A 26,971-nucleotide genomic window follows, 5' to 3' on the forward strand; every position below is an offset into this window, starting at 1 on the left:
GCACCAATTGTCATGAATTCGATGTTTCTAACACACCAATTTCTCTATTTCGTTTTTTGTCTAAACGCTCGCTCAGATTCTTATTTCTAATTCAGATTCCTATATGCCAGAATGAGGCACTGATTCTGGATCTACACTTGCTTCCGACTTCCAATACCATCTATAAATAACTGCCGTATTTCTTTTCTCGCTTCTTTCTTGCCGCTATACGCTCATTACATTGTTTTGCCTGTTACTGAATAAATTTCAGCTCAATAAGATTATGTTTTAGCTGACTATTAACCAGTTTTTCAGCATTCAAGAAAGGTTTAGATAGATTTCGCCATAACCTAGGCTATCAATTGGATTAGGGATGTTCTTAGCGCTCACTGATTTTTGGATTCTGTTGCATTATTCCATACGATTTAATTGATAAAAATACTCCAAATATTTCTTGATAAGTTATCTAGTTGTTGATTTAACGCTTGTATCCCAGATTCGGCTTCAAATTGACAGTATTGCCCCAGCAACATACATCTTATCTATGTTCCAGGTCTCTGTATTACGAATTTCGTACAACTCGGATTTAGTATCAACAATGCCATAGCCGGCAATATCGATTTCGCATTCTAATATATATCGAAAAACATAACGAGATTAAAGTACCATTATTTCTCAAAATATTAGGCGTATTAAAATGCCTGATTGGATCATCACTCAATATAAATTTCTAAAAAGTATTTTTAGGAGAAAGTCATGGAAGAGAGTAAATAGAATGCAATACAGCTTTAGAGAAATACACGACTTGAATATATTGAGTGATGATCCAATCTATAGGAAGCATTTTAATACGCCTAATGACTTGAAAATAATGGTCACTTTAATCTCGTTATGTTTTTCGATTGCTATATTAGGTGCGATATTATTCAAAGTCGATAAAATAGTACCGGCTTATGGCATTGTTGATACTAAATCCGAGTTATTTGAAATTCGTAATACAGAACCTGGGTTTATAGATAAGATGTATGTTGCTGAAGGAGACTTTGTAAAAAAAGGGCAACCTTTAATTCAATTTGAAACAGACATCGTTAATCTGGAGATACAAGCGTTAAATCAACAACTAGATAACTTATCAAGAAATATTTGGAGTGATTTTTATCAGATTAAATCATTAATAGATAATGCAACAGAATCCCACATAGATGGCTCACTTAAGAACATCCCTAATCCAATTATTAGCCTAGGTTATGGCGAGTATCTATCTAAGCCTTTCTTGAATGCTGAAGCGGTTAATAGTCAACTAAAACATAATCTTATTGAGCAAGTTTATTCAGCTAACAGACAGCAAAACAATCTTAATGAGCGTATAACGCTTCAACAGAAAGAAGCGGAAAGAATACGGCGGTTATTTATAGATGGTATTGAGAGTCAGGCAAGTGTAGATCAAGTCAGTGCACTCATTCTGGCATTAGAATCTGAATTAGAAAGTAATCGAGAAAAGGTGAAATCATTAGAATCTGAACTTGAGCGTTTAGACAAAGAGCAGAGCCAAACAAAAAGTGAATATGTGTTAGAGAGGCTTATCCGAATTCATGACCAATTGGATACATATCATAAAGTTCAATTTGAATTAAGTTTGAAACAAAGGACTAAGAAGGACTTGCAATTAACCTCTCCAATTGAAGGAACTATTGATGCATTACTTATTCAAGGAGATAAGGAACGTATTCCAGAAACAACGACATTGTTGTCTATTAGACCGAGTTACTCAGAAAGTGATCTAGAAATTGATATTCAAATTCCAGCAAATTATGCTATTTGGGTGAGGTCGGGAATGGTATTTCGAGCTAGTTCATTAGGTAATAATCCCGACGATCATGGATATGTAACAGGAGTGATTACTTTTATATCTGCGTCTTCTCAAATGGATGAACCCACTGGGGAGAGGGTATATCGAATGAAAGGAGAAATAAAAGAAATTAGATCTTTAGGAAAGGAATCAAGAGAAACATTGTTGCGCCCTGGTAGCTCTTTAAGTGTTGATATAAGGGCTGGGGAAAGACGTTTAATTAATTACCTCTTTGACCCTGTTACAAAATACTTTCGAACAGCGTTAAGTGAACCATCATGAGAGCTTTTATTTTATTCATCTTATTGGCAGTATGTTTGAATTCTTATGCTGGCCAGGATCTTACTTTAAAGCAATACCTTGATCTTCAGCTGAACCAGAATTATCAAATAGAGCAATTAAACTCACAAACAAGAGCGCAATCGTTAGCATTAGCTGTAGGTCAAGATTATTGGATGCCAACAGTAACCGCCGTGGCAGGCATTCAAGAACAGAAGTCTCTTAAGCTGGGTTCGAGAACCTATGCAGATCAGTTTAATGTAGGTATTGAAAGCCATTGGATATCTAATATAGGCACTGAGATTACATTTAATATAGATCATATTAATGGAGAGGGATTAGGTTTAGAGCCCTTGGTAAGGCGACAAGAATCACAACAAATAACGACGACTATCAGTCAGCCCCTGCTTAAAAATAATAGTTTGGGTTATCATCAAATGGATAAGAAACTTGCTGAAAATCAATGGCAACAATTTATAAACGCCAAAAACCAATTATTACTGTCTGTTATTCGAGACTCTATGTCTTACTTCGTTGACTATCAAGTTGCATTAGAAAATTGGAAAATTCAGTTAAGTTTATTAAAGAGTCTAAGAAATACTGAATACTTAGTGAATAAAATGTATGAAGTAGGGAAAGCTACATTTTATGAGCTAGAGCAATCTCGATTACAAGTGCTGTTACAAGAAGGAGAAGTTGACAATGCTTATATCACAATGAATGCAATGCATAATGCAGCCTATTTAGAGATTCAATCAGATGAAACGTTTCAGTTATTACCATTTTCATTAACCCGTTTAATCTTTTTAATAAAAGAGGTAATGAATTTTCCATTAGATCTAGACGTTCATCCTGACTACTTAGCTTCATTATTGATATATAAAGCATCATTCATTAAATATCAAAAAAATATAAATATCTTAAAACCTGACTTAGACATATTTTATCAATATCAAAAGAAACGTTATCAAAGTTCATTAGTCGATGAAGATGAAGTTTATGGGATCCGATTTTCTTATTTATTAACGAATAAGTCTTTGAAACAAGAGCAAGCTTCTCTCAAGGCAACATTAGACAGTGATAATTTTGAAAAAGAAATGCTGTTTAAGAAATTAAAAATCACATATGAACGATATTTGAAAATTGGACATAATTTTCAAACTAAAGTTAACACATTAGAGAAGCACGTTGAACTTGCAAGCCTAGGAGTTGAGCAACATAAAAAACGTTATACAGTGGGGAAAACAAGCTATTTTTCGCTTGAAGAAAGCCAAAAAGAGTTAATTGATAAGCAGATAGATTGCTTAAATGCTAAAAAAATTTGTTAAACACGTTAGTTGAACTTTCTTATTACACACAATTTGATATCAGAAATGTGCTTTAGTCATTATTTTAAAGAAAAATCAGGGATGAATAATATGAATATATCGTTACCTAAGGAAAATCTGGCGAGTTGTGAGCATTATAGCGATGCACAACCGACTGTTATAGCTTCAATTGCTAAGTTATTAAAAGATGGTTTTGAAAACCCTGAGAAAGTGTCGGGAAGTTGTCAGTTTGAATTTTTTGATCATCAAAATACAGTATGGTTATTATCTGTGTGCTTTGATAAAAATAGATTGGAGCTATCTACCGAAAAATTAGAAAATATTGATTCCAAAATTAGAATGCCAATACCTATAGCCGAAAAAATAGTCTCGAATATTGAGTGTGTTGATTATAGAGATCCTGAAATTATTGGCCAGATGGAGATGTTAGGGAATTTAAATATAGTAAATCATCTAGCTAAATCATTAGTGAAGCCTTTAAAAACGACTCAAGCTACTTTTCTTGATGCAACGACAATATACTGGGATGCGTATGCTATGACATCAATTCCATATTTTGATTCCCCTACAGAAATGGAAATTCTAGAAAAAATAGAGAAAAAGCAACCGTTTATTATAAAAAATGCGTCTATGAATATACCTTTCAAGAAATACTCTCTGGAAAAACTAAAAAATGCCTATGGAAATGTACTACTTCGAGTGCGTTCTGTAAAAGAAAAAGAAACCGTTGCTGAGTTTGTTGAGAAAATGACTCGTTCGAAAAGTCAGAATGTATCGAAGATTATTGAAGGCCATACAAAAGTTTATACAGAAGGCTGTCTTTTACCACCTCAAATGATAGACGATTTTTTGCCCCATTATTTCTCAAAACATGATTTTTCTGCGCCTCAAATTTGGCTAGGATCTGTTCCAACAGACGTTCCAGCGAGCAGTTTGCATAGAGATCCATTGGATGGTTTTTTATATCAAATAATGGGGCGTAAAAAGGTAGTTTTATTTTCCCCTGATCAAGCGCAATATTTATATCCTATGAAATCATATAATAATTATCAGCCTTGTTGGGTCAAGTATGAGTCCCCCAATTTGAATGACTTTCCTTTGTTTAAAAACGCTAAACCAATTGAGGTAGTATTACACCCAGGAGAAATTTTAGTACAACCTGCTGGATGGTTTCATTCAGTATACTGTCTTGATTCACCAACTTTCTCTATTAGTTACTTTTTAAATTCTGCTACAGGCGTCCATTTGGAGGATGTTGAAGGATGAGAAATTTAATAAATAATTTGATACTTATTTAAAAGAGGGAAAAATGTTGTTTCAGAGACGGACAGATCATTGGAACCTAGACCTGTTTTTTTTAGATAAAAAACTTTTCTCTGGTTTCATGGACTATGTAAATCTTATGCTTGAGAAAATAAAGCTATTGGATGCTCCGGAAACGGTTTTAGCTCACCAAATAACGCTTTATGAAGAGTTAGATTTGTTTGTTGATTCTTTGGAGTCTCTGTTGTTTTTAATGAAGCAAGAGAACGTGAATAAGGATTTACAAATATATGATGATGTTTTACATAAAATTTCTTACGAACTGACGGTTCATGTTCCTTTTTTTCAGTAGATTACGAAGTGTGCCAATAGATAGCTTACCTTTTTGGGGGAGAAACCTTAAAGTAATGATAGAAATGGATCTAGATAGTGATTCATATGTACCGTATCCTTTATTACCAAATGAGGAAAACATAGACAAATTCAAACAGTTACAACACCGAATATTAAAGGATAAGGTGGAAGAAAATGATTTTCCTAAGAGCTTAAATCTCAGAATAGAAATGATCAAGCAATGTCCTTGCTTGATAGATTCAATAGCGTCAAAACGTGTTTTTATTGATTCACATAATTATTTTAATTCTATTATCCCTTTAACATGTCAACAAAGTTCTCTCTCGTTAACAAATATAAGAGATATTCAACGAGAGCCATGGTCAAGGCTTCACTTTACTTACATAGATGCAATTCAATATATTGAGGCTTACTTTTCAAATTATTGCACTGACTTTAAAGGTCTAGTAAAAAAAGCCTTTGACGATGGTCGTATACGCTTTCTTTCTCGAAAAAATGCGCCTTCTTTCTGTTTAGATACTCCAAAAGGGTCATATATTCAGGTTTTTTTTACTGGTGATTTAGAGTCTTTAGCTTTACTTGCTCATGAATGTGGACATCTTATACATCAAGAAATGGTAAGAAGAAAATTTGTATTAAAACAGGAAATATCCGGGTATCAATCAGAGTTGATTGCGCTTTATTTTGAAAATCATATTGTGGAATGTGTGTTACAGGAAATGGGGCATTATAGAGTTTATGACACCTGGATGAATCGTCAATATAATGAATGGGTCAACTGGCATATGCTATTAACAATATTTGAGTTAGAGCTGTATCATCTCAGCGCTATAAACAGATCTTCTGTTGCAAAATTATGGATGAAACTGAATCAACAATTTTACCCATCATATACGGATTTTTATAATGGTTTTTGTTACGAAGGAGAACATTCTTTTCATTTATTTCAAATTCCATTTTATACTTTAGTATATCCTTCGGCTTACTTACACTCATTGTTACTTGATGATTCTGATGTGATTAATATGATAATGTCACCATAATCAAAGAAGATTTTCGTTATTTAAGAAAAATGCAATTTAATTTACAAAAAGGTGTTTCTTTCATCTTAGTCTTGTACCGATTTTTGTTCTATACTAAGAGTGTTTTTTAAACAAAAGCTTATACGTAATACACGCAGAATCAGAATTATCGTTTTTAGGAGCCCAAGGTTGAAGGCATTATTGAAATCGGCTTTAGAACGATTTAATGAAGGGACGGAAAGGCATTTAACAGGGGTGAATCACCAGCGATATTTAGCCGGTATCTACTGTGTTATAGGTTCATTTCTGTGTCTGATTTTTTGTATAAACGCGTTAATTGATTCTAAATTTTATCTTGCAGCTGTACTTTTTGTTGTGAGCATATTCTTGTTTATATCCTATCTGATATTTCATTCTAAAACCCATTTTTATTTGCATGATACCGTTCGTCATATCACTCTTCTAGGTTTGTTTTTTCTTGGAGGGTATTTGATTTACACTGGAGGTGTGAACAACAGTGGACCACTTTGGGTGTTTATTATCCCACCGGTTGCATTGGCATTTTGTGGGTTGAAAATCGGAATGCTATATAACGTCACTTTTTTGATAGTTATATGTATTTTTCTATTTTATCCTGATGATGTACTACTTGCAGCAGATTATACATACGAATTTAAAACTAGGTTTATTTACTCATTTCTAACCACATTAGCTCTCTCAAGTTTTTATGAGGCTGCTAGATATAAGTCCTTTTCTCAGCTTAATAAATTGACCGAAAAATACAAACTCGAATCGAAGTTAGATGATTTAACCGGTTTGTTAAATCGTAGGGGTATGTGGAAAAAATTAAACTCGGAGTACGATTTAGTTACTTCATCTGGTTCGACAATGACAGTGGCTTTATGGGACATCGATCATTTTAAGAATGTTAATGACATCCATGGTCATGGAGTCGGTGATGACGTACTGAAACATGTTAGTGACTTGGCTAATAAAATAATTCGATCTCAAGACAGCGTCAGCCGATGGGGAGGAGAAGAGTTTTTATTGTTAATGCCAGAAACGAATGAAGCTGAAGCGATAGATCAAGTTAAATATGTTTGCTCTTTGATGGCGAAAAGACCTTTTATTCTTGATAAGAATACATCAATCACAGTAACTTTTAGTGTGGGTATATGTGAAGTATCGTTAGATATTGATACAGAAAGGGCTATTATGCTATCAGATAAATGTCTTTATCATGCTAAAAGAACGGGTAGAAATAAAGTGGTTGCGTTTAGTGAATTAAATGAAGATTAGTGTGTGGCTACCCTCAGCTAGGAGAGGTGAGAGATGAGAGAGTAGCCACTCTCCACGCATAAGAAACACGTATAAATATTCTACTAAGATAAACACTATTTGGCCATTCGGGGCAGCGAATGGGTGCAATTCCAAATACTATTAGCTGTTTACCTTAGCTGCCAGTCAGCGAATATTTATGCCGCTTCAAGTTCTCTTTCTGCGTAAAGTTGGATAACCCACTGTTCAATCCGTTGATCAGTAAGGTCAAACTGTTGATCTTCGTCGATCGCTAATCCTATAAAGTGTGCTTTGTCGTGAGTACATGCTCTTGATGCTTCAAAATCATACCCTTCTGTAGACCATTGACCTATGAAAGTGGCTTTTGTAGGGAGTAGTTTTTCGTATAACCATCCCATCGCATCAACAAAATAATCACCGTATCCAAATTGATCACCTAAACCGTAAATCGCAATGGTTTTATCGTCTAAAGATAATTCACTTAGGATATCACCAAGGTCTTCCCAATCAGATTGAATACCACCAAAATCCCATGTAGGAATGCCTAAAATTAACATTGAATAATCATCTAAAAGACTTAATTCAATGTCTTTTATATTAAAAAGTTCTACTTGCACTCCAAGCTCAGAGTATTGGGCGGCAATTTTATGTCCAACTTCTTCTGTGTTGTTGGTATCTGTCCCATAAATGAGTGCGATGGACGTATGCTTCATGATCTCAATTGTTCCTGTTTCTTAATCGGTATAAGGTTAGTGAATTTGCCTGTATTGATTGCTACTTACTCCAAAATGTTGACTAAATACAGTTTCAAACTGTTCTTCAGAAAAGCCGCTTTGTTTTATGACGGTGTGTTTTGAACTCGGGTCTTGTCTTAGCTTAGCAGCAGCAAGCGCTATTCGGCTTCGTTGATGATAGGTCTCTATGGATTCTCCTACTAGATGCATAAAGCCAATAGAAAGCGCATCAATGTTTAAACCGACGGATAAGGCTAATTCATCAGGCTCAAATATTCCTTCATTGGATTTTTCTAGTAAGTTCTGTGCCTTGAATAGTTTGCTTTGACAGCCTTGGCATTCGGATAAATGTTTAAGCATTTGCATTTGTTCAATTAAGGTGAATATGCATGAATAAATGTGTCCAGCTAAGCTAATAGATAGGCCAGTATGCTTTAAAATAGGTTTACAAAGGTCGGCCATGGATTGGGTAAAAGGAAGCTGAATGCAATTGTTATCATTGCTTAATACCTGTTCCATGCTGGTAAAATGTTGGATTACCTGTGCTTCAGTCTGACCTAAAATTAAGGCGAGGTAATCTGTACTTATAAGCACTTGAAGTAAGCTGCGTTCTTCAAGTGCTTTCATGGAAAACTGCCCTGTAACGTCTTCTGATTGGTAATGAATCTGTACAGCATCAATATCACTAACATTATTGATCGCTTTAGAGCCTATAAAGGAAAAGTATAGGCCCTGTGTTGCTGTTTCTGTAAAGACAATGTCTTTTCTAGTACGTAAATGAAGATTAGAGAATTGAAGACCTGAAAGCAAAGGAACATGTTTTTTGTGGCCTTGAACCCATTCTGAGAGTGTGTCTTTGACATCACCGTATTCGTCATAAGTATCTTGCATGTTTAGTTGCATTGCTGTTCATTCCTGCTTTATTGATAATGGTTATCATTAAAGAGTATTACTGATTTAAATGCAAGCGATTCTCATTAAAATGTTTGAAATAAAATATTGGTTCTTAGTGTATTAGACAGAGCACCATTTATTACTATTAAGGTAACTCTCATTAGATATGGCTTTTTACGTAATTCCATATGGTTTCCACCTCACTTAACCTGGGGATCTTCTTCCGGTAGAGCATTACTTTTAGCTTTATAGTGGGTAAAGTGTCATTACTAGGTATTAGGGTTCCTTGTTCAAGCTCTTTAACTATTGCTAGTTTTGGCAACCATGCTAAGCCATTTCCTGTGATTGCTAATGCTTTCAATCCTTCAGATAATGAGTTTTCACATTGAATTTGGAGTGGTAATTTCGCGGATCTTTTAGAAAAATAATCCCTTTGCAATAAACGTCCGAAAAAGGATTCATCAGGATAATTTAGTAGCTTTAAAGGCTCGTCTTTTCTTGGTTCATGCAGAATGTTTCCGTGGTTGTCAACTCCAGATACTGGGATCAGATAGTCGGTACCAACTTCGAGACTTAATACACTCTCTCTATCTAATTGTGGGAAAATTTCAGGAGAGTGATAGCATAATAAAAAATCGCTTTGATCTGACATTAATGTATCTAAGCAATTGTGTAAGTCATTGGCATTTACTCGAATGCGAACATCATCTTCTAGGAAATCAAAATTTGAAATCCAATTTGGAAGAAAGGAAATAGTAAGAGAGTGCTGGGATGCAAAGATGATTTTCTTAGTAGCAGAAACGCGTTCTCTAAGCTCTATGCGTTTACTGTAAAACTCTTCCACCCATTGCTGGGCCTGCTGCGTGAATTCTCGTCCTATGGGAGTAAGTGTTGTTGGATATTGTTGCCTATCAACTAACTCAACGCCAAGCCAGTCTTCTAAAGAACGAATTCGTCGACCAAAGGCGGGTTGGGTTACTAGTCTGGCATCGGCTGCTTTAGAAAAATTACCGTATTCAACAAGCGCAAGGTAGTCTTCCAACCATTTAAGTTCCATAACAACTCCTAAAAGTCAGTGAATTGGCTTCTTTTTATTTAACTATGCTTCGTGTAAGCGTTTTATCCTATAGCCTATGCCAAAAAGTACTAGAGTGTACAGAAAATAGCATTGGTCAGATGCCAATCTTATCAATAAGATGAATTCACGCTTTAACAACAGCCTTTAGCTAAAGTCTAGCTATATAACGTTATGTTTAATCAGGAGTATTACAATGCATTTAGCTCGCTTCCCTCGTTTACACTTTGCTCATTTATCCACACCACTTGAGCCGATGAAGAATCTTAGCAAGCATTTAGGCGGCCCGAACATTTGGATTAAGCGAGATGACTGTACCGGTTTAGCTGGTGGTGGCAATAAAACCCGTAAATTAGAATTCTTAATGGGTGATGCGATAGAAAAGGGTGCTACTGTCATTATTACTCAAGGTGCAACGCAATCCAATCATGCTCGGCAAACCGCCGCGATTGCAACCAAGTTAGGTATGGAGTGTCACATCCTTTTAGAAGACCGTACAGGCAGTGAGTCAATTGACTACAACTACAACGGTAACGTGTTAATGGATCAATTATTTGGCGCCTTTTTAAGTAAGTATCCTGGCGGCACAGATATGAATGCGGCAATGGAAGAGGTGGCTGAAAAGTTACGTACTGAAGGTAAAACGCCTTATATCGTTCCTGGTGGCGGTTCTAATCCAATTGGTGCATTGGGTTATGTTAATGCGGCATTAGAGCTATTAACGCAAGCTAATGATATGAGTTTGAGGATAGATAGAGTCGTTCATGCAACAGGGAGCGCTGGTACTCAAGCTGGATTAGTAACAGGACTAGCCGCTTCAAATAGTCTGATTCCTGTTTTGGGTATCGGCGTGCGTGTACCGCAAAATGTGCAAGAAGCCAATGTTTTTCGTTTAGCCGAAAAAACAGCGGAGCACTTAGGGATTCCAGGTGCTGTGAAGCGTGAAGATGTGGTAGCAAACTGTAACTATGTTGGTGAAGGATATGGCATACCAACCGCAAGCGGTCTTGAAGCTATTGATCTGTTTGCTCGTCATGAATCGATTTTATTGGACCCTGTTTATTCAGCAAAAGGTGCGGCAGGTCTGATTGATTTAATTCGTAAAGGCGAATTTAGCAAAGATGAAAATATCGTCTTCCTGCATACGGGGGGCAGTCAAGCTCTCTATGGGTATCGTGAAGCGTTTGATCTACCTACTTATTATTAATACCCCTCTATTAGGGCGGTACTTAAATTGAATATTATCTTTATGTCTTTAGTTGTGTCTAGATAGGGATAAATAACAGTTTAGCTAACAGTACGGCCCATTTTTTATCGTTTTTATTCTTATTGAGACAAAAACTGGAAGAATTTTTAGTGTTTAACCTTAGGAGGTGCTTATGGAGTATTTAAAGAAAGCGATTTCAGCAGAAGCAGTAGCAGATGAAGATGAGAAAATACAAGCTGCAGTAAAAGGTATGTTGGAGCGTATTCACTCTGAAGGAGAAGAGGCCGTTAAGTTTTTTGCAAAACAGTTTGATAACTGGGAAAACGACTTTGTTCTATCTGAAGAAAAGAAACAGTCTCTAATCGCTCAAGTTCCTCAAAGTGTTAAAGATGATATAGATTTTGCTCATCGCCAGGTAAAGCGTTTTGCGGAAGCCCAGCGAGACAGTTTAGTACCATTTGAGATTGAAACGGAAGACGGTGTTCGTTTAGGGCAAAAAATTCTACCAGTTCAATGTGCAGGTTGTTATGTCCCTGGTGGACGTTATGCTCATGCGGCATCTGCAATCATGAGTGTGGCAACGGCCAAAGCGGCTGGGGTTCCTTTTATTGTAGCGTGTTCTCCTCCTCGTGGGGACAGTATTAATCCTGCTGTGACTTATGCTATGCATGTTGCAGGAGCTGATGTCATCTTAGAAATGGGGGGTACACGCAATAGCGACTATGGCGACAGGTCTGTTTACTGGTAAGCCTGCTGATATCTTAGTTGGCCCAGGTAACGCTTATGTCGCGGAAGCAAAACGCATGTTATTTGGTTCTGTTGGTATTGATGTGTTCGCTGGGCCAACCGAATCAGCCATTATTGCTGATGAAACGGCGGATCCAATGACAATTGCCGTCGATTTAGTTTCGCAAGCAGAGCATGGGCCTAATTCACCTGTTTGGCTGTTTACTACGAGTCGTGAACTGGGAGAAAAAGTCATTGAAATTATGCCACATGTGATTGCGGATATGCCTAATGCCGATGTCTGCGAAGCCGCATGGCGTGATCATGGCCTTGTGATTCTTGGTGATAGTCGTGAAGAAATTGCTCAAATAAGTGATGAATATGCCTGTGAACATTTGCAAATTATGGCGAAAGATTTGTCTTGGTGGAATGAAAACTTAAATAACTATGGTTCTTTATTTTTGGGCGAAGGCAGTACTGTGACGCATGGTGATAAGTGTTCAGGAACCAATCATATTTTGCCGACTAAAAAAGCGGCACGTTACAGTGGTGGCTTGAATGTTCAGAAATTTATGAAAGTACTGACATATCAAGAAATTGATGAAAACGCTAACCTTGCTTTTAGTGCGGCCGGTTCACGAATTTCTAGAACAGAAGGTATGGAAGGTCATGCTCGGGCATGTGACTGGCGTTTACGTAAATTTTTCCCAGAAACAGAATGGGATTTTACAGTATACGATCAAAAGCGCTACGACTAAGTTTATAGGGTTGATATATGACAATCTTCAAAAAATCATTTACACAGCAAGAGTCTATTCCTGAAGAGGGAATAGAAGCCGCCATTGCTGTGATGCGTTCAGGACGATTACATCGGTACAACACATTGCCTGGTGAAAAAAGTGAAGTGGACTTATTAGAGTTAGAATTTGCTGAGTATTTAGGTGTGCCTTATTGCTTAGCTTGCTCTTCTGGTGGCTATGCTCTTCATATTGCTATGCGTGCAGCAGGTCTTCAGGCTGGGGAAAAAGTATTATGTAATGCGTTTACTCTTGCGCCTGTACCTGGTGCCATTCACAACAGTGGTGGTGTTCCTGTGTTGGTTGATGTCGCTGAGGACTATTGTATTGATTTAGATGATTTGGAAGCGAAAGCCGCTGAGTCAGGAGCTAAATATTTTATGCTTTCTCACATGAGAGGCCATGTAGCAGACATGGATCGGATCATGGCGATTTGTGAGCGCTATAATATTTTTCTAATAGAGGATTGTGCTCATACCATGGGAGCAAGCTGGAATGGTGTTAAGAGTGGTACTTTTGGAGATGTTGCTTGTTTTAGTGCCCAAACCTATAAGCATATGAATTCAGGTGAGGGTGGTTTTTTAACCACTCGTCATCCAGATATTATGGCTAAAGCCGTTATGCATTCAGGCTCTTATATGTTATTCGATCGTCATTTTGCGTCCCCCTCTAAAGACGTTTTTGATGAAATCCGCTATGAGACACCGAATTATAGTGGTCGAATGGATAATTTGAGAGCGGCTATATTGCGTCCCCAACTCGCTAAATTAGATGAAAAGTGTGCCAGCTGGAATCGTCGCTATACTGTGATTGAGAATATTTTGGCTGAATGCTCCGTCATTCGAATACCAACACGCCCTGATGCGGAGGTTTTTGTTGGTAGTTCTATTCAGTTTTCCATTCCAAGCTTTTCCGCGGCCAAAATAGCTCAGGTTATTCGTGATTGTGAAGAACGAGGCGTGGTATTGAAATGGTTTGGTAATGCAGAGCCAACAGATTATACAAGCCGCTATGATAGTTGGCGTTATATCGAAAATATGCCCAATTTGCCAAAGACACGCGCGATTTTAGCGACACTATTGGATATACGTATTCCTTTGACATTCAGTGAAAGTGATTGTGAGTTGATCTCACACATTATTGTTGATGTGGTTAAAGGGAGTGAATGATGACAGTAACTCAAAAAGATAAAGTTGTTGGCATTATTGGTGGCATGGGCCCTGAGGCCACCGTGGATTTAATGCAACAAGTTATTGCTGGCACCCCAGCAAGAGATGATATTGATCACATTAGAATGTTGGTGGATAACAATCCCAAAGTACCTTCTAGAATTAAGGCTATTATAGAAGGAACGGGGGAAAGCCCCGCACCTTGTATGATCGAAATGGCTCAGGGGCTTGAAAGGCAAGGTGCTGACTTTTTGGTAATTCCTTGTAATACGGCACATTTTTACCATACAGATGTGGCTTCTTCTGTTAGTATTCCTGTTTTTAACTTGATTGAGAAAACGGCTCTGCATGTAAAAAAAGAACAGCCCGACCTGAATAAAGTGGGGTTACTCGCCTCAAGTGCGCTCCAAAAAATTCATCTTTATGAACCATGGTTTAATAAGTTAAACATTCAAATTATTTATCCTCACCCTGAGCATCAAGCGGCGGTGATGGATTTAATCCGAGCTGTAAAAGCAAATAAAGCATCTTCATCTCAAATAGCGGCTTATAATCTTGCGGCTTCTCATTTGAAGGATTTAGGAGCTGAATGCTTAGTACTGGCATGTACCGAATTGTCTGTTATTTATGATGACCTAAAAACGGCGCTTCCAGTCTTTGATGCTTCTAAAATATTAGCAAGCTCGATCATCGAGGAAGTGTTAGGACCTCAATGATTGGTCATGAGTAAATGACACAAAGATTACAACAATCTCTCTTGTTTTAATAGAATAGCGCTAGAGTTATGCTCTAACGCTACATTTCATTTTATTTTTAGAGGCGTATTGGATAAGATTTTGTTTTGCTTGTTCCAGCTTACTTTGAGCTCAATTTTGTGACGTGATGCGCCTTCACTGGCTGTAATTTTAACGTCTAGCAGCCCATTTGGTTGCAATACAAGCTCACCTTCTTCATCAGAAAAAGACACTTCTCCTTTGCTAATGCCTTGAGCAATCGAGATGAGTAACTCTTGAATCGATTGAGGGTCTTGCAATGATACATGTTGAAATTCATTTTTTAATCGCATTGCACATACTCATTTTTAATGATTTATTAAATAATGCTAAGGTTTTTTTATCTGTTTTTTGCTTTGATATTTGTTCTTTTTTGACACTTTTTAAGAAGCGCTTTGGTTGGAAGACTTTTGCATAACTAAAATCAGTACTCAGTCCAATAATACGACCTTTCGGCTGAATCATAGTGACGCCGTACCCAATTCCTACTAAGCCTTCTTTTATACGAGAGTTTCTATCCAAGGTAATATCGCATTCGATATGCAATAACCCTTGCTTGACATTCAGTTGTTGACCTTGATGGTAGTTTACATGACCGCGTACAATCGCATGGATGCCGCTTTTTCGAATGATATCAACACCATCCCGTGTGAGAGGTTTATCTGATTTACGGTATTTCGTCCTGAAGGTGTTTGCCACAGAGCTATAATAGAAATTAAACAAATTACTGTGGAGCTGTTTTTTGAAGCATTTATTTAAATGAGAAACGCCTTTTTTAGCAATTAATTGACCGATGGTGTCATCCACTCCAGCATGAACAAATAAGAAAGACCCTTTTTTATAGGCAAGTTGCATCTTTTGGAAAAACCATGAAAATTCACCTTTTTGGGAGAGGAACAACTGTTGGCATTTCATTGCCGTTGCGTATACCTGAGGTAAACTCAATCCTGACTTCAAACAGTTTTTTTCAAAAGAATGGGTTTTAGTTCGCATTTTTTTTAGCTCGCGTTCGATTCCTTCTTCTGGAACCAGCCCTTTTGCGAGTAGGGGGAATTCGGAAAACCAAGCATCTGAAGGGAACAATCTACTTTTACATTCATCTTCGTCCGGTATGCCTTTTTGCCAATCAGTATGCGCTAAATAGAGGTCGAACACTTCTTTCAATAATGGGACTACTTTGTTTCCCATTCGAACAAACATGTGTTCATTGCCTGTGTCTCTTTCTCCAGCAATAGAGAGTAGGCCAATTAATAGACGTAGATCATGGTTTCCAGCTAATAATTTTAAGTCAGCTCCAAGGTCGATCACTTCTTTTAGCTTATATAGTAATGATAAGTTGCTGGGGCCTTTATCGAGACAATCACCACCAACAATAAAGAGGCTTTTTTTACCTTGTTTAGTCAGTCTTAACTTTCCAGATGCATCACGAATAAAGCCATCGGTAGTTAGTAATGACGCTTCGAAAGCATCGGCATCGGCATGAGGGTCAGAAATAAAGAAGATAGGCTTAGTTGGCCATTGCCATTTTGGCTGTTTAGGTCCAATAGTGACGGCGCGATAAAGGCGATCTTGTTTATTAATTAAGGAATCGGCGGAGCCTTTTTCTAGCGGCCAATAGGTATTCTTGAAGCATTTTCTATCCAGTTTATATTGCAATGCTTTCGCGCAGGAAAATAAAGACTCGTTCGACTCTGTGCTCACTACTTTGGATTCACAGATGCGTTTAAGCTGTTTGCTTGAAGGCTTTATTTTAGACAACGTTTTAGTGAGCTTGGAAGCGGATTTTGGTGATTTTTCCGTCACTTTCTTCAAAGCGCCAGACTGTGATACAAGAGTTAATACTGGTGAAGAAAGAGCCATAAAAATACCTATTAATTACCTGTGTTTTGTTAATCATTATATGAATTAGCCTGCTTACGAATCTTCCATTCGCCAGCAATGTGTATCCATCGATCATCATTTTGTTGTTGAATCATTACCGCTTCCCCATGGTGCATGCTAAACCGTTTAATATCGCACAGGCTTATGACATCCAGATGAAATGCTGCATGCCGAAAAGAGGCCCCATGACCAAAAAACAATTTAACTTCTGTGGCTTCGTTGTTAGTGGTCTGAGTGGAATGGAGTTTATTTGACTGACTTAACAAATAGTTAGCGACTCGCTCCCCTGCAATCATTAAAGATTCTGCGCCTTGTAAAGGGAGGCAATAATGACTGTCTGATTTCCAATTTTTTGGCGCTGAATCAAAGCGAGGATCTTTATTTAGTATGTTTTCTATCTCATCTATCGTTAAGTTCGCTGCACAACCGACACTTCTTTCAGAGAGATCGTTATGGGTAATGTGGGTCGGTGTTTCTGAAAATAAATCTGCCAGTTCTCGTTGATAAATCCGAGCTGTTTGCCAAGCTCGTAATTGATTTGATGAGTGGATGATAGGGCTTATCTGCCAGTTGTTTTCTTTAACTAAGGTAGCAAAACGTTGAGCGGCTAATACAACCTCCTGTTGACCTTCTTCTGTTAATTGAAATGGTTGCAAAGCGCTAGGCGTGTTCTGTCGTTGGTGATAAGCACCATGACGAATCATTGCAAGAACAGGGAAGGAAGATAAAGCTATGGTTGTCATATTGTTCTCAAAAATCCTACTTTTAGTGTCCAGTTAACGGGTATTTACAAACGCTACTTCGATAAGTCGTCACCTTACGGGTTTACGGGCGACAACATTATTGAAATGTATTACGATATTTCGTCTTATGCTGTTTCCAAGTAGATTTGAGCCAAATAGTCGAAGTCAACACCGCCGGATACTTCGTAGACGTTGACCTTGTTTAATACAGCAAGATATTGTTCTAATGCTGGAATTTCAGGGCCAGCTAGAAATGCACCTTTTGCATCTTGGTAAAATGGTCCAGGACTTTTCATAATGGCACCTATTAACTTTTTGTGATTTTCTGGGTTCACCTTTGTTAATAGAGGTTTATCCGAGCTTTTTCTGTCCCAATTTAATAGTAGTACTGTGTCTAATTGGGTTTCTAGCTCAATTTTGTTTTCGCCGTACACTTGATCAATCATGACGTCGTATTTTTGTTCTAAATCCCAAAGCTCTGTTTGCGGTAAACGATTTAAAGAGTGTTGTTCTTCTGGGTCTAAGATACTCAGTAATTTTGGGTTATTTAAAATCGTCCCTGGATTAATACGTGGAAGTTTGGGGACGCCACGAGATAGGACACCTTGAGAATTTGCTTTTAGAAACAAGCGATCATTAGAAATAAACTTAGCTCCTGGATGATCCATTAGTTTCAGCATAAGCGTTGATTTACCACCACCAGAAAATGCGGCGACGGCTGTGCCTTTACCATTAATGCTGACCGCCGCGGCATGGCAAATAACATGTTCTTGTTGCTGTAGATAATTCATATATTGGTTATTAATAAAGTTAACAACTTGATTGATATTTTGTAAGCAAGGACCGACGGCTAAGCGGCTCATATTGCTTTGAAAAAAGACCATGCCGGTTCTAACCTTATGTAACAGTCGACCTTTATGGATATCTACATAACTGTCTTTACGGCCAGATTTACCCGCTTCTCTAGCCCAATCGGCCCATGGATAGCTAGGGGCAGGTTCGCTACTTTCTATCAGGTGTATCTCAATATCCGCTGTGGCTTGGTGTTGTGGGTAGCTGCGAAAATAATCTCGTAACTCCGATACCAATGCTTGGGTATTGCTAAGGACCGTCAAATGGCAATGGCTTAAATCAAGGTCAAAGCGATAAAGGCAAGCGTCTGTATTTATATTGAGTTCTTGAGTTATCGCGGTTAGATGTGAATTCATTTTTTACCTAATGTTGTTAATACGTAATGACTATAAGCGTCTGCGGCATCAATCTTAGAGCCTTCTAGCGCACCTTTAAACCCACCAAAAGCGGAGACTTCAAAGACGATAGGGCCGTTATCGGTAAGGGCAATATCTACAGTGGTGAAGTCTAAATTGAAGGATTTTTGTGCATGTTGAGCTAATTCAATCAGTTCATCGGTTGGTTGATAGTCCTCATAGCGCCCTCCATCATGGATGGTGGTATTCCAGGTATTATTTTGAGAAACACGGGCATAGGTGCATAAATACTCGCCTCCAATAAACACCATGCCTAAATCCATTCCCGAAAGGTTGAGTTTTTGTTGTAAATACATCATGGGATTGTTCGTTTTAAAAGATTCTAGAGCCTGTCTTAATTCTTCATCAGATTGGCTTGATTCAAGTATGGTCATGCCTCTGGCTTTGGTTGAGAACAATGGCTTTAACACAACACTGCCATATTTTTTAATGGCCACGATGGCTTGATCAATATTTTCGGTAACAAAAGTAGAAGGCATTGGGATGTCGGCATTACGCAGACTAATGGTACAGCTTAGGCGGTCTACTAAACGAAGAATGCTGTCAGCGGAACTAAACACCTTTACTCCAGATGCCTCGGCAATACGTAATAATTCAATTCTATCTAACATACTGGGGCTGTACACCTGACTGGCTTTTTTTACAATCAAACCATCTAATTCACACAAATTAATACCATTTGCATACAGGTTTTTGGTGTCTAAATCCAAAGCAATATCCGCCATGTCAATAACTAAGCGATAGCCTGTTTTTGCTTCTAGTTTGTCGGCTAATACTTCCGTTGACCATTTACCAGGAATACCAATAACGCCGATACGTAGGTTATTCAATGAATATGTCCTCCAAAGGGATGATGAATAAATGTTCTTGACCTGCTTCTACAGCTAAGACTTTATCTAAAAGGTAATTAGATCTTAGGTACATGCGTTTAGATAAGTTTGGGTCAAGGATAAATCGAGTAGATGAGGCAAATGAGCGAATTAACCCAAGCGCAATACGTAACTCAAAGGTGGCATCCTTTTTAATAGGGTCAGATTGTCGTATGGCTTGAAAGAAATGCATGGCCGTTTTCATCATGTTATTACGACGTTGTTTATCCAGAATGGTAAGGCGATAAATGGAAACCATAAAAACGGAAATATCTTGTGCGTAATCGCCGTACTTAGATCTATGTAAGTCTATGAAATTAATGCGCTTTTCTTCAGGGTCGTAAATAATATTATCTAAGTTGAAATCTCCATGGGTATATACAGAAAAAGGACATAACCAATGATCCTCCTTTGCTTGTACTTGTTTTAACTTGTCTTCAAATGAAGGCTGTAAAACACCGCAAATGGTAGCGCGTTGGGAGTCAAAGTTTGGATGTACAGCATACACACTGGCTATTCTTTTACGTAATTGTCGAATAAATTGTGCAGAAGCTGTTTCAGAGGTTTTTGTTTCTGACCAAATAGAATTTAATGTAATTAATAAATATTGAATGGCTTCCTCTAGAACGGCTTGATTACCATTAATAATTAAAGATTCGAAGGTTACGCCAGGAAGGTGCTCAATGAGTAAAGACGCTGATTTTTTTCGGCTATTGTAAGCTAAAATTCTAGGTGCAAGTCCAGGGTAAATATCATGCCAGCTTTCCACACCTTGACGTTCTTCTTTGAGCTTTTTTTCTCGCCTTCTTTGAAAATAGCCAAATATTCACTATCTGGTTGATCCTTTTCAGATTGCCTTCTAATACCTGAAATGGCGCTGCCAGAGCGTGTTTCGGCGACCGTTTCTATTTGCATCTCTTCTGAGTCAAATTCAAACTCATTGGCCACGTTGGATAATGAATGATAACGGTGATGATTCATTTTTTGACCAATGCTAATTGAAAGCACAGTGTCGGATATGTGCTTCATTAACTCTAATATTTGTCGTATGTACGAGATTGAAAATAGGGCTTGAGACAAGGTTTTGTTCAAGGTTAAATCTGGCTGAGATTGGATAGACTTGTCTAACGCTAATTGAAAACTACCTTGTAAATTAGTGCATTTTTTGCCGAGTTTAATGGCTTTTTGTGCATTAGCGTCATGCAATATTGATTCAATTGATTCTACTGATAGCCGTGTTTGCTGAATCATTTCTGCATGTTTATGCATTGGTATTATTCTTTGCAGTAAGCTGTACTCTTTTTCTGTAATAGGATGGGGGTGATGAATTTCTTTTACTGATTGTCGAGCCAATTGGATTAACGTATGCATTTCTTGAGCGAATGTTGCGATGGCTTTGAGGCGGAATTGAGAGGCCCCATCTTTTGATTCTCCTAGATCACGGCTAATTGTATTTTGAATACGAGAATATAAATTAGCAGAATACCCTGAGCGTCCAAAAAGTTGGTCAGCAAGTATTGTGCTGGGATGTCGAAAAAAATGTTCTACTTGCAGTAGTTGCTGGCTAATTTCTAGGAGAAAAAAGTGCAGAGTTTCACTGGTGATTTTGTTCAATTTAACCATTGGCAGGTAAATAACCTATTTAATATGAATATCATAAGCCGCTTTTCGTAAAAACTGGACAACGAAAAAAAACGAATTAATCGCATTAGTATAGATGAAGTTTAATCACCGTTGGTTACAAGGAGATGACAGTTACAAGAGATGGTTTATAAAAAAGGGGAAAAAAGAAAGAAGAGAGAAAGAGATAAGTAAAGTAACTCACCTCTTTTCAACGTGAAATATTTATAATTGTTTAGATGCGGTTTAATAACTCTGCTTTTTTATTATTGTAGTCGTTTTCTGAAATGGCTCCAGCGTCACGTAATTTTGCCAGTTTCTCAATTAATCCAATAATATTGTCAACCGAAGTATCGGCCCCTAAATTAGGAGTATTAACACTCTGGGCATTACCTTGAGGCATAGAGTTGTTATTTTGAAGCGCATAAGATGGTGGCGTATTTGTATCTAAAAAATTATTCTGAGGTGGTGGAATTGGAGCAGATGTATTTCCGCTACCTGTTACAATAGGTAAACTGCTTACTGCAATTGTTCCATACTGACTGCTAAAAGTCAGTGAGTCGTTACCGCCTTGCTGTTGACTGACTCCACCAATATTGTTATCCAGTGTGTTGTAAACGGTTACTTTACCATTTACTTCAACAGCTAGGCGATTAGGGAAGATTGCATAACGAATATTGTTTTGAGCGCCGCTACTGAATGGTTGTCCTAAACCTAGATCTTGAGGCCACCATTGATTGCTGTTTCTTGAGCCTTTCGGTAATGGTGCAAAAACTTGCATATTAGAAAGTCCGTTTGCCAAATCATTACATAAATTGTCGACGGTCATTTTTAATCCATTGTTAAACATGTCGCCAACCATTGTCATGCCACCACGCATCCATTGACCTGATCCGCCTAGTTCTGGACAACTAAATTGTGCCATAGAGCTACCGCCATTATTGACGGCAATAAGCATATGAAGCACAGCATCATAGCTAAGGTTGTAACGTTGACTAAGGTCGTTGATAAGCTGCTGACCTTGAGGTGTTAAATTTTGCATTAAGTAGTACTCTCTTGTAATTGCGGAGAGCTGTTCTTTGATTTCTTAAAATAGTGAATCAAAGCAGGTGCAGCGTTTGCTGGACGTCAGGTTCCGAAGGCGTGCAGTCTATCACATCTATGTCTGACAAATTGATGGCAATTGACTTTATTTTGATCAATTTTGTTATTAATAGAGTTGCGGTTGATTAATGAAATATGAGGTCTTTGCTATGATTCTGTTAACCCATTGATAAATAGGTTAAACGGAGAATTATATATCCATATATTACTTTTATTCAGACGATGAGCCTGTGTAAATAATCCATTTATTGTAGAGGAGAGGAGAGATTCGGATGTGTGTCAATTCAATAAGTACAAAAAAACCACAGTATAAATTGTATTCATACTGTGGTTTTTATATTTATGGCAATGGCAGTGCTTTTAAATTTTTCGCTGAGTGCTGCAAGCTTGTTAGCATAAGTTGATGACTATGCTCTACGTCGCCCAAAGCGGTTAATAGTCTGCCGAGTTCTCCCAACGCTTCGCCAGTTGGGTCTATATCAATCGAAGATTGATAATAGTCTTTTGCTTTACCCCAAAGCTTTTGCTGTTGGCTTAAGCGTCCGCAAACTAATAGTAAACCTGCGCTTTGAGGGTATTTTTTTAGCCATGCTTCAGCGGTTTGCAAAGCGCTTTTCGAGTTTACGCTAGTAATATGGCCGTATTCAGAAATAAGTGACTCAGACCACTTATGATTCAAGCTTTGTCTGATAAATTCTTCGGCTTTTTTGGTGTTATCAAAACTGATTAGTGATCGAGCGTATAGAACACGCATGTTTTCATCTTTATCAATTTCGCTAAACTTATGCCAAATACTTTCCATTTCTTTAATTAGGTCCTCTTCTTTATGCCCAAGTTTTTTTCGATGCTGCATATTTTCTAATAACGCTAAGAAGGCTTTCTTTTCAAGCTCAAGCATATTAGCCGTATCTAAGATGCCTTCTTTTTTTAATTTTGGAGTTAATAGTAAGATAGCGTCCCAGTCTTTCAACCGAGTATAAGCTTGAACAAGCATTTTTAGAACTTGACGATGTTTGGGTTTTATTTTATGAAGCCTAAGTAAGGTGGCGAGCGCACTTTCATAATGCTTTTGACGCATCTGAATCTGGCTTTGAGCAAAGCTAATTGCAAAATCCGCTTCAGGTGTGGATTTATGAGCGGTCTGTAAAAGCGTTTTTGAACGTTCGTGCTCTTCTTGCTCACTGGCTGCGTAAGCAGCCCCGATATAGTTAATTAATGGGTAGGGAACTTTGTCCGCACTTTTGGTTAGTAGTTTCTCTGCTCGTAACCAATTGCCTCCAACTAACTCGAGTAAACCTCTAATGGTATTTCTAGAGGCGCGTTTTTGACTGATATTGCCTGTGAGTTTTGCAAGTGAGGAGCCTGGTCTTAACGTGGCGAACAGTATGCGCTTTGTCCAATCCAATGCGATCAGCAATAAAACAATAAATAGAATAAAGACCCAGAAGCTAGTTTCAATTGTCGCACCAGCAAAAGAGATTAAGATGTAACCTGAGTCTTGTCTCATTAATAGCCCAAGCGTCCCTCCAAGGATTAAAAAGACAATCATTATTAAGAGGAATTTTCTCATGCGCTCACCTCTTCAGCGTTGCTCTTTTCTATTGGCGCTTCGAGTGTTTCTTGTTCAAGTTTTGGGCTTTGATTATCTTCTGTTGTGTTTTCAATGTCTTTCAACGGCATTGATTCTATATTTGTATGATTAACATTGTCTTCTTGAGTATTGTCAACTAACTCATCCGGTTTTGAGCTTTCATTCGTAATCGACTTCCATTCACTCATCAGTTTTTTAATAGCGGCCAGAGAGCCTCTTGGTAATGGCAGTTCTGGTTCTGGGTTGATCTGCTGTAATGATGTAATGCTTGTCATAAATGCAATAACAGGTTTCGCTTTTAAATCAAAGTGAGTGCTTACCGCTTCAACAACATGTTTTAAGGATGTTTGATAAATCGTACTTTGCTTTTTCAGCAGTGCAAGTTGAGCCACACTGATTTGTATTTGAATTGAACTCACTAATTCTTGATAGTCAGCGGCAGGCAGTAAGGCTTTAATAGGTTTGTGATTATAGTTAATAACAACTAAGGATTTAACAGAAGCCCATAGCTCTGACAAAGTGGATTGGAATGTTCTTTCTTGGCTGTTGTTTTCAGCCGGATTGGACGGTTCGTTATTTCTTAACCACTCTTTAGATGGTTCTCTTTGAGGGAGTTGTGAGATTTGCGCCGCTAAGGCATCTAATTGTAAATAAAGCCCTTCGGTATCGAATGATGTTGTTGCTTTAAGTGATTGGATATCTTTTGCAATGGCTTTTCTGGTCTCAAAAAGAATGGGATCAGCCATTTCGCTAAGGATTAAATCGGCTGACGAAAGTAAATTTTCAGCACCGACAATATCACTTTCCATTAGTAATCGTTGGTTGGCTAAACGAATTAAATATTCGGATTCTGCCAGTTTCCAGTCTTCCTTTGTCGTGCTCCCTATACGATTTATTTGTTTTCCAAATGAAACCAGTCTGTCATTCTGTTGAGTAACTTGAGTTTGAGCATCATTCACTGTGCTGCTTAGTGTGTGAATTATTTTGTCTTGATCTGCTATTTTTTTCTCTATTAATGGCAGTGATTGGGCAAGAGAATTTTGCTCTGTTACCTTCAGATTAAGGCTAGACTGGTTATTATTAATACTTGAAATCTGCTCTGCTATTGGGCTAAGTATCTGTTCAGCAAGGTGTTGTTTGTAAGCAGACCAACCACTCAGGCCAATCGCTACAACGCCTATCGCTATCGCGACTAAAGACAACTTGTTTTTGCTTTCTTTTTTCTGAGGTTGAGTCATTTTATCTTGATCTTTCTTTGATTGATCCGTCTCAGAATCCGTTGTTTTCAATGCATTCTCTGTCATTTAAATATCCTGTAAACAATCAATGGCCTGCAAAATACTGTTGTCATCAGCACCAGGTGCTTGTACGACAGATTGCCAACCGTGGCGTATGGCCATTTCAGCCACTCGCTGACTTGGAGCGATTATTGTCTTATCACACCACATTTTTACATTTTTTGCTAAAGAAGCTTGTAAGTTTTCTAACCCTTCTCCGCTAGTAATCAAAATTAGATTAGCAGAGTCTGCTTGTGAGAGCTGGCTTTTTGAATAATCTAATGATGTTCGTTCATATAAATTAAGGTAGTTAACCTTGGCTCCTCGTTGTTCAAGAGAGTCTCCTAAGGTTGGCCTGCCGCCTTCTCCTCTAATAATAAGTACTTTTTTGTTTTCCAATTGCCTCAGTGCTGACCAACGAAGTAAGTCTTCCGTTGTTTGGCCTGAGTTTGTTGTGGCTGGAATACCTTCTTCTTGAAGTAATTGGGTCGTGCCTTTTCCAATACCAACCCAAACAACACCTTCTGGTAACATAGGCCAGCATCGATCCAGCCACTTGATCGCTTCACGAACGGCATTTTTACTAACAAAAATCACAAAATCATATAAATCAATATCAAAAAATTGTGACTGTATTGATGCACATTTTTGAGTGTCTGATATTGGACAAATAGCCATCATAGGTAAGGGAATTGGATTTGCTCCGAGCGTTTTGAAAAATGCACAGCTGTGTTGGTTTTCAGGCTCTGGTCGCGTAATAACAATAGTTTTACCGGATATTTGCATATGAATTAACCTATAATATCTGCAAGCAGCTTATCGGCGCCTTTGTTGAGAAGTTCTTCAGCCAGCTTTGTTCCCATTTCATCAGCACTTTCTTTCGGTCCATAGGATTCCGCCGTAACGATAGTCTGTCCATTAAGAGAGCCAACTAATCCACGCAAATAGAGTGTATCTGAGTCTAATGTAGCAAAGCAGGCTATTGGTGCTTGGCAACCACCATTTAAGCGTTTATTAACGGCTCTTTCTGCTGTGACACAGTAACGTGTTTCTATATGGTTTAGGGGGGCAAGCAAGGCTTTCACTCTTTCATCATTGGTTCGACATTCAATCCCCATTGCTCCTTGACCGCCAGCAGGCAAACTAACGTCGTCAGCAATGCAGTTACGAATACGGTCTTGCATTTCTAAGCGGATCAACCCAGCGGAGGCTAAAATAATAGCGTCATATTCCTCATCATCTAGTTTTCGTAGACGAGTATTGACGTTTCCTCGAAGATCTTTAATGACTAAATCTGGACGCATTCTCTTTAACTGACAGGAGCGTCTCAGGCTGGAGGTACCAACGATGGAGCCCGTTGGAAGTTCAGCTAAGTGGGCATATTTGTTTGACACGAAAGCGTCAGTAGGGTTTTCTCTTTTGCAAATTACGGCTAGACCTAGCCCTTCAGGAAAGTCCATGGGTACGTCTTTCATGGAATGCACGGCTATATCGGCGCGATTTTCAAAAAGCGCATGCTCTAACTCTTTAACAAATAAGCCTTTACCGCCAATTTTAGACAGAGGCGAGTCGAGAATTTGATCTCCTTTTGTTGTCATTCCTAATAACTGAACGTCTAAGTCTGGATAGAGAGCCTCCAGTTGATCCTTCACATTGTTAGCTTGCCACAGGGCAAGTTGACTTTCACGAGTGGCAATGACAATTTTTTCTTTCACAAGGACTCCTAAATAAAGGGGACTATCTTCATCTTAGTAGCGTTTTCAGTTAGATGAATCTGCAACGGCATTATGATCCTATGATACCGACAAAGGTGCCATGCGTCATCCTCAAACCCTTTATAAAGCGCGTTGGTTAATGTACTCTTTGATCC

At 38.1% G+C, this 26,971-nt stretch carries 24 protein-coding genes and 1 pseudogene; 10 read left to right on the forward strand and 15 right to left on the reverse strand.

Features of this window, described 5'->3' with window-relative positions:
* Positions 1–754: 754 nt before the first annotated feature.
* The 6 genes from O1D97_RS08920 to O1D97_RS08945 all read left to right on the forward strand — a co-directional run bounded on the left by O1D97_RS08920 (position 755) and on the right by O1D97_RS08945 (position 7,373).
* Entirely contained in the window at positions 755–2,110 is a 1,356-nt protein-coding gene (locus tag O1D97_RS08920) for a putative HlyD family type I secretion protein (protein ID WP_269124835.1), read from the forward strand.
* Entirely contained in the window at positions 2,107–3,435 is a 1,329-nt protein-coding gene (locus tag O1D97_RS08925) for a TolC family protein (RefSeq protein WP_269124837.1), read from the forward strand. Before O1D97_RS08920 ends, O1D97_RS08925 begins: the two co-directional genes overlap by 4 nt.
* 90 nt (positions 3,436–3,525) lie before the next feature.
* The gene (locus O1D97_RS08930) at positions 3,526–4,701 is read left to right on the forward strand and encodes a cupin-like domain-containing protein (protein WP_269124839.1); all 1,176 of its coding nucleotides are present in this window, start codon (positions 3,526–3,528) and stop codon (positions 4,699–4,701) included.
* 43 nt (positions 4,702–4,744) lie between these two features.
* On the forward strand, positions 4,745–5,050 hold the full coding sequence (locus O1D97_RS08935; RefSeq protein WP_269124841.1) for a hypothetical protein: 306 nt from the start codon (positions 4,745–4,747) through the stop codon (positions 5,048–5,050).
* Between the two features lie 10 nt (positions 5,051–5,060).
* A complete protein-coding gene (locus O1D97_RS08940; protein WP_269124842.1) occupies positions 5,061–6,095 on the forward strand; it encodes a gluzincin family metallopeptidase in 1,035 nt (344 codons plus the stop codon).
* A 180-nt stretch (positions 6,096–6,275) separates the two neighbouring features.
* Positions 6,276–7,373: a GGDEF domain-containing protein gene (locus tag O1D97_RS08945; protein ID WP_269124843.1), complete on the forward strand. Its 1,098-nt coding sequence runs from the start codon at positions 6,276–6,278 to the stop codon at positions 7,371–7,373.
* Positions 7,374–7,549: 176 nt separating this feature from the next.
* Here the strand turns inward: O1D97_RS08945 and O1D97_RS08950 are convergent, their stop codons facing one another.
* From O1D97_RS08950 to O1D97_RS08960, 3 genes are all read right to left on the reverse strand, one after another.
* Entirely contained in the window at positions 7,550–8,086 is a 537-nt protein-coding gene (locus O1D97_RS08950; RefSeq protein ID WP_269124845.1) for a flavodoxin, read from the reverse strand.
* A gap of 36 nt (positions 8,087–8,122) precedes the next feature.
* A complete protein-coding gene (locus O1D97_RS08955) occupies positions 8,123–9,010 on the reverse strand; it encodes a helix-turn-helix domain-containing protein (RefSeq protein WP_269124847.1) in 888 nt (295 codons plus the stop codon).
* A gap of 151 nt (positions 9,011–9,161) precedes the next feature.
* Positions 9,162–10,058, reverse strand: coding sequence for a LysR family transcriptional regulator (locus tag O1D97_RS08960; RefSeq protein ID WP_269124849.1), 897 nt, complete (start codon positions 10,056–10,058; stop codon positions 9,162–9,164).
* A 214-nt stretch (positions 10,059–10,272) separates the two neighbouring features.
* On the opposite strand from O1D97_RS08960, the gene cuyA reads away from it, so the two are divergent.
* The 4 genes and pseudogenes from cuyA (at position 10,273) to cuyB (ending at position 14,691) form a co-directional block, all read left to right on the forward strand.
* A complete protein-coding gene (gene cuyA, locus O1D97_RS08965) occupies positions 10,273–11,283 on the forward strand; it encodes a D-cysteate sulfo-lyase (protein WP_269124851.1) in 1,011 nt (336 codons plus the stop codon).
* Between the two features lie 250 nt (positions 11,284–11,533).
* Positions 11,534–12,767, forward strand: a pseudogene (gene hisD, locus O1D97_RS08970) (histidinol dehydrogenase).
* 17 nt (positions 12,768–12,784) lie between these two features.
* The gene (locus O1D97_RS08975) at positions 12,785–13,975 is read left to right on the forward strand and encodes a DegT/DnrJ/EryC1/StrS family aminotransferase (RefSeq protein WP_269124853.1); all 1,191 of its coding nucleotides are present in this window, start codon (positions 12,785–12,787) and stop codon (positions 13,973–13,975) included.
* Positions 13,975–14,691 (forward strand): cysteate racemase, encoded by a 717-nt coding sequence (gene cuyB, locus O1D97_RS08980; protein WP_269124855.1) that lies wholly within the window; start codon positions 13,975–13,977, stop codon positions 14,689–14,691. Before O1D97_RS08975 ends, cuyB begins: the two co-directional genes overlap by 1 nt.
* Before the next feature lie 86 nt (positions 14,692–14,777).
* Here cuyB and O1D97_RS08985 read toward each other — a convergent pair whose 3' ends face one another.
* The 12 genes from O1D97_RS08985 to hemC all read right to left on the reverse strand — a co-directional run bounded on the left by O1D97_RS08985 (position 14,778) and on the right by hemC (position 26,816).
* Positions 14,778–15,041 (reverse strand): amphi-Trp domain-containing protein, encoded by a 264-nt coding sequence (locus O1D97_RS08985; RefSeq protein WP_269124857.1) that lies wholly within the window; start codon positions 15,039–15,041, stop codon positions 14,778–14,780.
* Entirely contained in the window at positions 15,025–16,608 is a 1,584-nt protein-coding gene (locus O1D97_RS08990) for a metallophosphoesterase family protein (RefSeq protein ID WP_269124859.1), read from the reverse strand. Before O1D97_RS08990 ends, O1D97_RS08985 begins: the two co-directional genes overlap by 17 nt.
* Before the next feature lie 29 nt (positions 16,609–16,637).
* Positions 16,638–17,372 carry a histidine phosphatase family protein gene (locus O1D97_RS08995; RefSeq protein ID WP_269124861.1) on the reverse strand — a complete coding sequence of 245 codons (735 nt, stop codon included), beginning with the start codon at positions 17,370–17,372 and terminating at the stop codon, positions 16,638–16,640.
* A gap of 125 nt (positions 17,373–17,497) precedes the next feature.
* Positions 17,498–18,580, reverse strand: coding sequence for an HprK-related kinase B (locus O1D97_RS09000; RefSeq protein ID WP_269124863.1), 1,083 nt, complete (start codon positions 18,578–18,580; stop codon positions 17,498–17,500).
* Entirely contained in the window at positions 18,577–19,470 is an 894-nt protein-coding gene (locus O1D97_RS09005; protein ID WP_269124865.1) for a GAK system ATP-grasp enzyme, read from the reverse strand. Before O1D97_RS09005 ends, O1D97_RS09000 begins: the two co-directional genes overlap by 4 nt.
* The gene (locus tag O1D97_RS09010; RefSeq protein WP_269124866.1) at positions 19,463–20,278 is read right to left on the reverse strand and encodes a phosphotransferase; all 816 of its coding nucleotides are present in this window, start codon (positions 20,276–20,278) and stop codon (positions 19,463–19,465) included. Before O1D97_RS09010 ends, O1D97_RS09005 begins: the two co-directional genes overlap by 8 nt.
* Positions 20,230–21,132 (reverse strand): hypothetical protein, encoded by a 903-nt coding sequence (locus O1D97_RS09015; RefSeq protein WP_269124868.1) that lies wholly within the window; start codon positions 21,130–21,132, stop codon positions 20,230–20,232. The genes O1D97_RS09010 and O1D97_RS09015 overlap by 49 nt, the downstream gene beginning before the upstream one ends.
* 232 nt (positions 21,133–21,364) lie before the next feature.
* Positions 21,365–22,171 carry an SHOCT domain-containing protein gene (locus tag O1D97_RS09020; protein ID WP_269124870.1) on the reverse strand — a complete coding sequence of 269 codons (807 nt, stop codon included), beginning with the start codon at positions 22,169–22,171 and terminating at the stop codon, positions 21,365–21,367.
* A 402-nt stretch (positions 22,172–22,573) separates the two neighbouring features.
* Positions 22,574–23,803 (reverse strand): heme biosynthesis HemY N-terminal domain-containing protein, encoded by a 1,230-nt coding sequence (locus O1D97_RS09025; RefSeq protein ID WP_269124872.1) that lies wholly within the window; start codon positions 23,801–23,803, stop codon positions 22,574–22,576.
* Positions 23,800–25,128 (reverse strand): uroporphyrinogen-III C-methyltransferase, encoded by a 1,329-nt coding sequence (locus tag O1D97_RS09030; protein ID WP_269124874.1) that lies wholly within the window; start codon positions 25,126–25,128, stop codon positions 23,800–23,802. The genes O1D97_RS09025 and O1D97_RS09030 overlap by 4 nt, the downstream gene beginning before the upstream one ends.
* Positions 25,129–25,887: a uroporphyrinogen-III synthase gene (locus O1D97_RS09035; RefSeq protein WP_269124876.1), complete on the reverse strand. Its 759-nt coding sequence runs from the start codon at positions 25,885–25,887 to the stop codon at positions 25,129–25,131.
* 5 nt (positions 25,888–25,892) lie between these two features.
* A complete protein-coding gene (gene hemC, locus O1D97_RS09040) occupies positions 25,893–26,816 on the reverse strand; it encodes a hydroxymethylbilane synthase (RefSeq protein WP_269124877.1) in 924 nt (307 codons plus the stop codon).
* Positions 26,817–26,971: the final 155 nt, after the last annotated feature.

The organism is Marinomonas phaeophyticola, assembly GCF_026966905.1.
Lineage (GTDB): Bacteria > Pseudomonadota > Gammaproteobacteria > Pseudomonadales > Marinomonadaceae > Marinomonas > Marinomonas phaeophyticola.

What these genes read in the sequence shown, in the direction of transcription:
- O1D97_RS09000 (WP_269124863.1), bottom strand. Translation starts at nt 18,580, where the DNA reads ATGAATTCACATCTAACCGCGATAACTCAAGAACTCAATATAAATACA.
- cuyA (WP_269124851.1), top strand. Translation starts at nt 10,273, where the DNA reads ATGCATTTAGCTCGCTTCCCTCGTTTACACTTTGCTCATTTATCCACA.
- O1D97_RS08925 (WP_269124837.1), top strand. Translation starts at nt 2,107, where the DNA reads ATGAGAGCTTTTATTTTATTCATCTTATTGGCAGTATGTTTGAATTCT.
- O1D97_RS09015 (WP_269124868.1), bottom strand. Translation starts at nt 21,132, where the DNA reads ATGGTTAAATTGAACAAAATCACCAGTGAAACTCTGCACTTTTTTCTC.
- O1D97_RS08990 (WP_269124859.1), bottom strand. Translation starts at nt 16,608, where the DNA reads ATGGCTCTTTCTTCACCAGTATTAACTCTTGTATCACAGTCTGGCGCT.
- O1D97_RS08920 (WP_269124835.1), top strand. Translation starts at nt 755, where the DNA reads ATGCAATACAGCTTTAGAGAAATACACGACTTGAATATATTGAGTGAT.
- O1D97_RS08975 (WP_269124853.1), top strand. Translation starts at nt 12,785, where the DNA reads ATGACAATCTTCAAAAAATCATTTACACAGCAAGAGTCTATTCCTGAA.
- O1D97_RS08950 (WP_269124845.1), bottom strand. Translation starts at nt 8,086, where the DNA reads ATGAAGCATACGTCCATCGCACTCATTTATGGGACAGATACCAACAAC.
- cuyB (WP_269124855.1), top strand. Translation starts at nt 13,975, where the DNA reads ATGACAGTAACTCAAAAAGATAAAGTTGTTGGCATTATTGGTGGCATG.
- O1D97_RS09020 (WP_269124870.1), bottom strand. Translation starts at nt 22,171, where the DNA reads ATGCAAAATTTAACACCTCAAGGTCAGCAGCTTATCAACGACCTTAGT.
- O1D97_RS08935 (WP_269124841.1), top strand. Translation starts at nt 4,745, where the DNA reads ATGTTGTTTCAGAGACGGACAGATCATTGGAACCTAGACCTGTTTTTT.
- O1D97_RS08985 (WP_269124857.1), bottom strand. Translation starts at nt 15,041, where the DNA reads ATGCGATTAAAAAATGAATTTCAACATGTATCATTGCAAGACCCTCAA.
- O1D97_RS09030 (WP_269124874.1), bottom strand. Translation starts at nt 25,128, where the DNA reads ATGACAGAGAATGCATTGAAAACAACGGATTCTGAGACGGATCAATCA.
- O1D97_RS08960 (WP_269124849.1), bottom strand. Translation starts at nt 10,058, where the DNA reads ATGGAACTTAAATGGTTGGAAGACTACCTTGCGCTTGTTGAATACGGT.
- O1D97_RS09025 (WP_269124872.1), bottom strand. Translation starts at nt 23,803, where the DNA reads ATGAGAAAATTCCTCTTAATAATGATTGTCTTTTTAATCCTTGGAGGG.
- O1D97_RS08930 (WP_269124839.1), top strand. Translation starts at nt 3,526, where the DNA reads ATGAATATATCGTTACCTAAGGAAAATCTGGCGAGTTGTGAGCATTAT.
- O1D97_RS09035 (WP_269124876.1), bottom strand. Translation starts at nt 25,887, where the DNA reads ATGCAAATATCCGGTAAAACTATTGTTATTACGCGACCAGAGCCTGAA.
- O1D97_RS08995 (WP_269124861.1), bottom strand. Translation starts at nt 17,372, where the DNA reads ATGACAACCATAGCTTTATCTTCCTTCCCTGTTCTTGCAATGATTCGT.
- O1D97_RS08955 (WP_269124847.1), bottom strand. Translation starts at nt 9,010, where the DNA reads ATGCAACTAAACATGCAAGATACTTATGACGAATACGGTGATGTCAAA.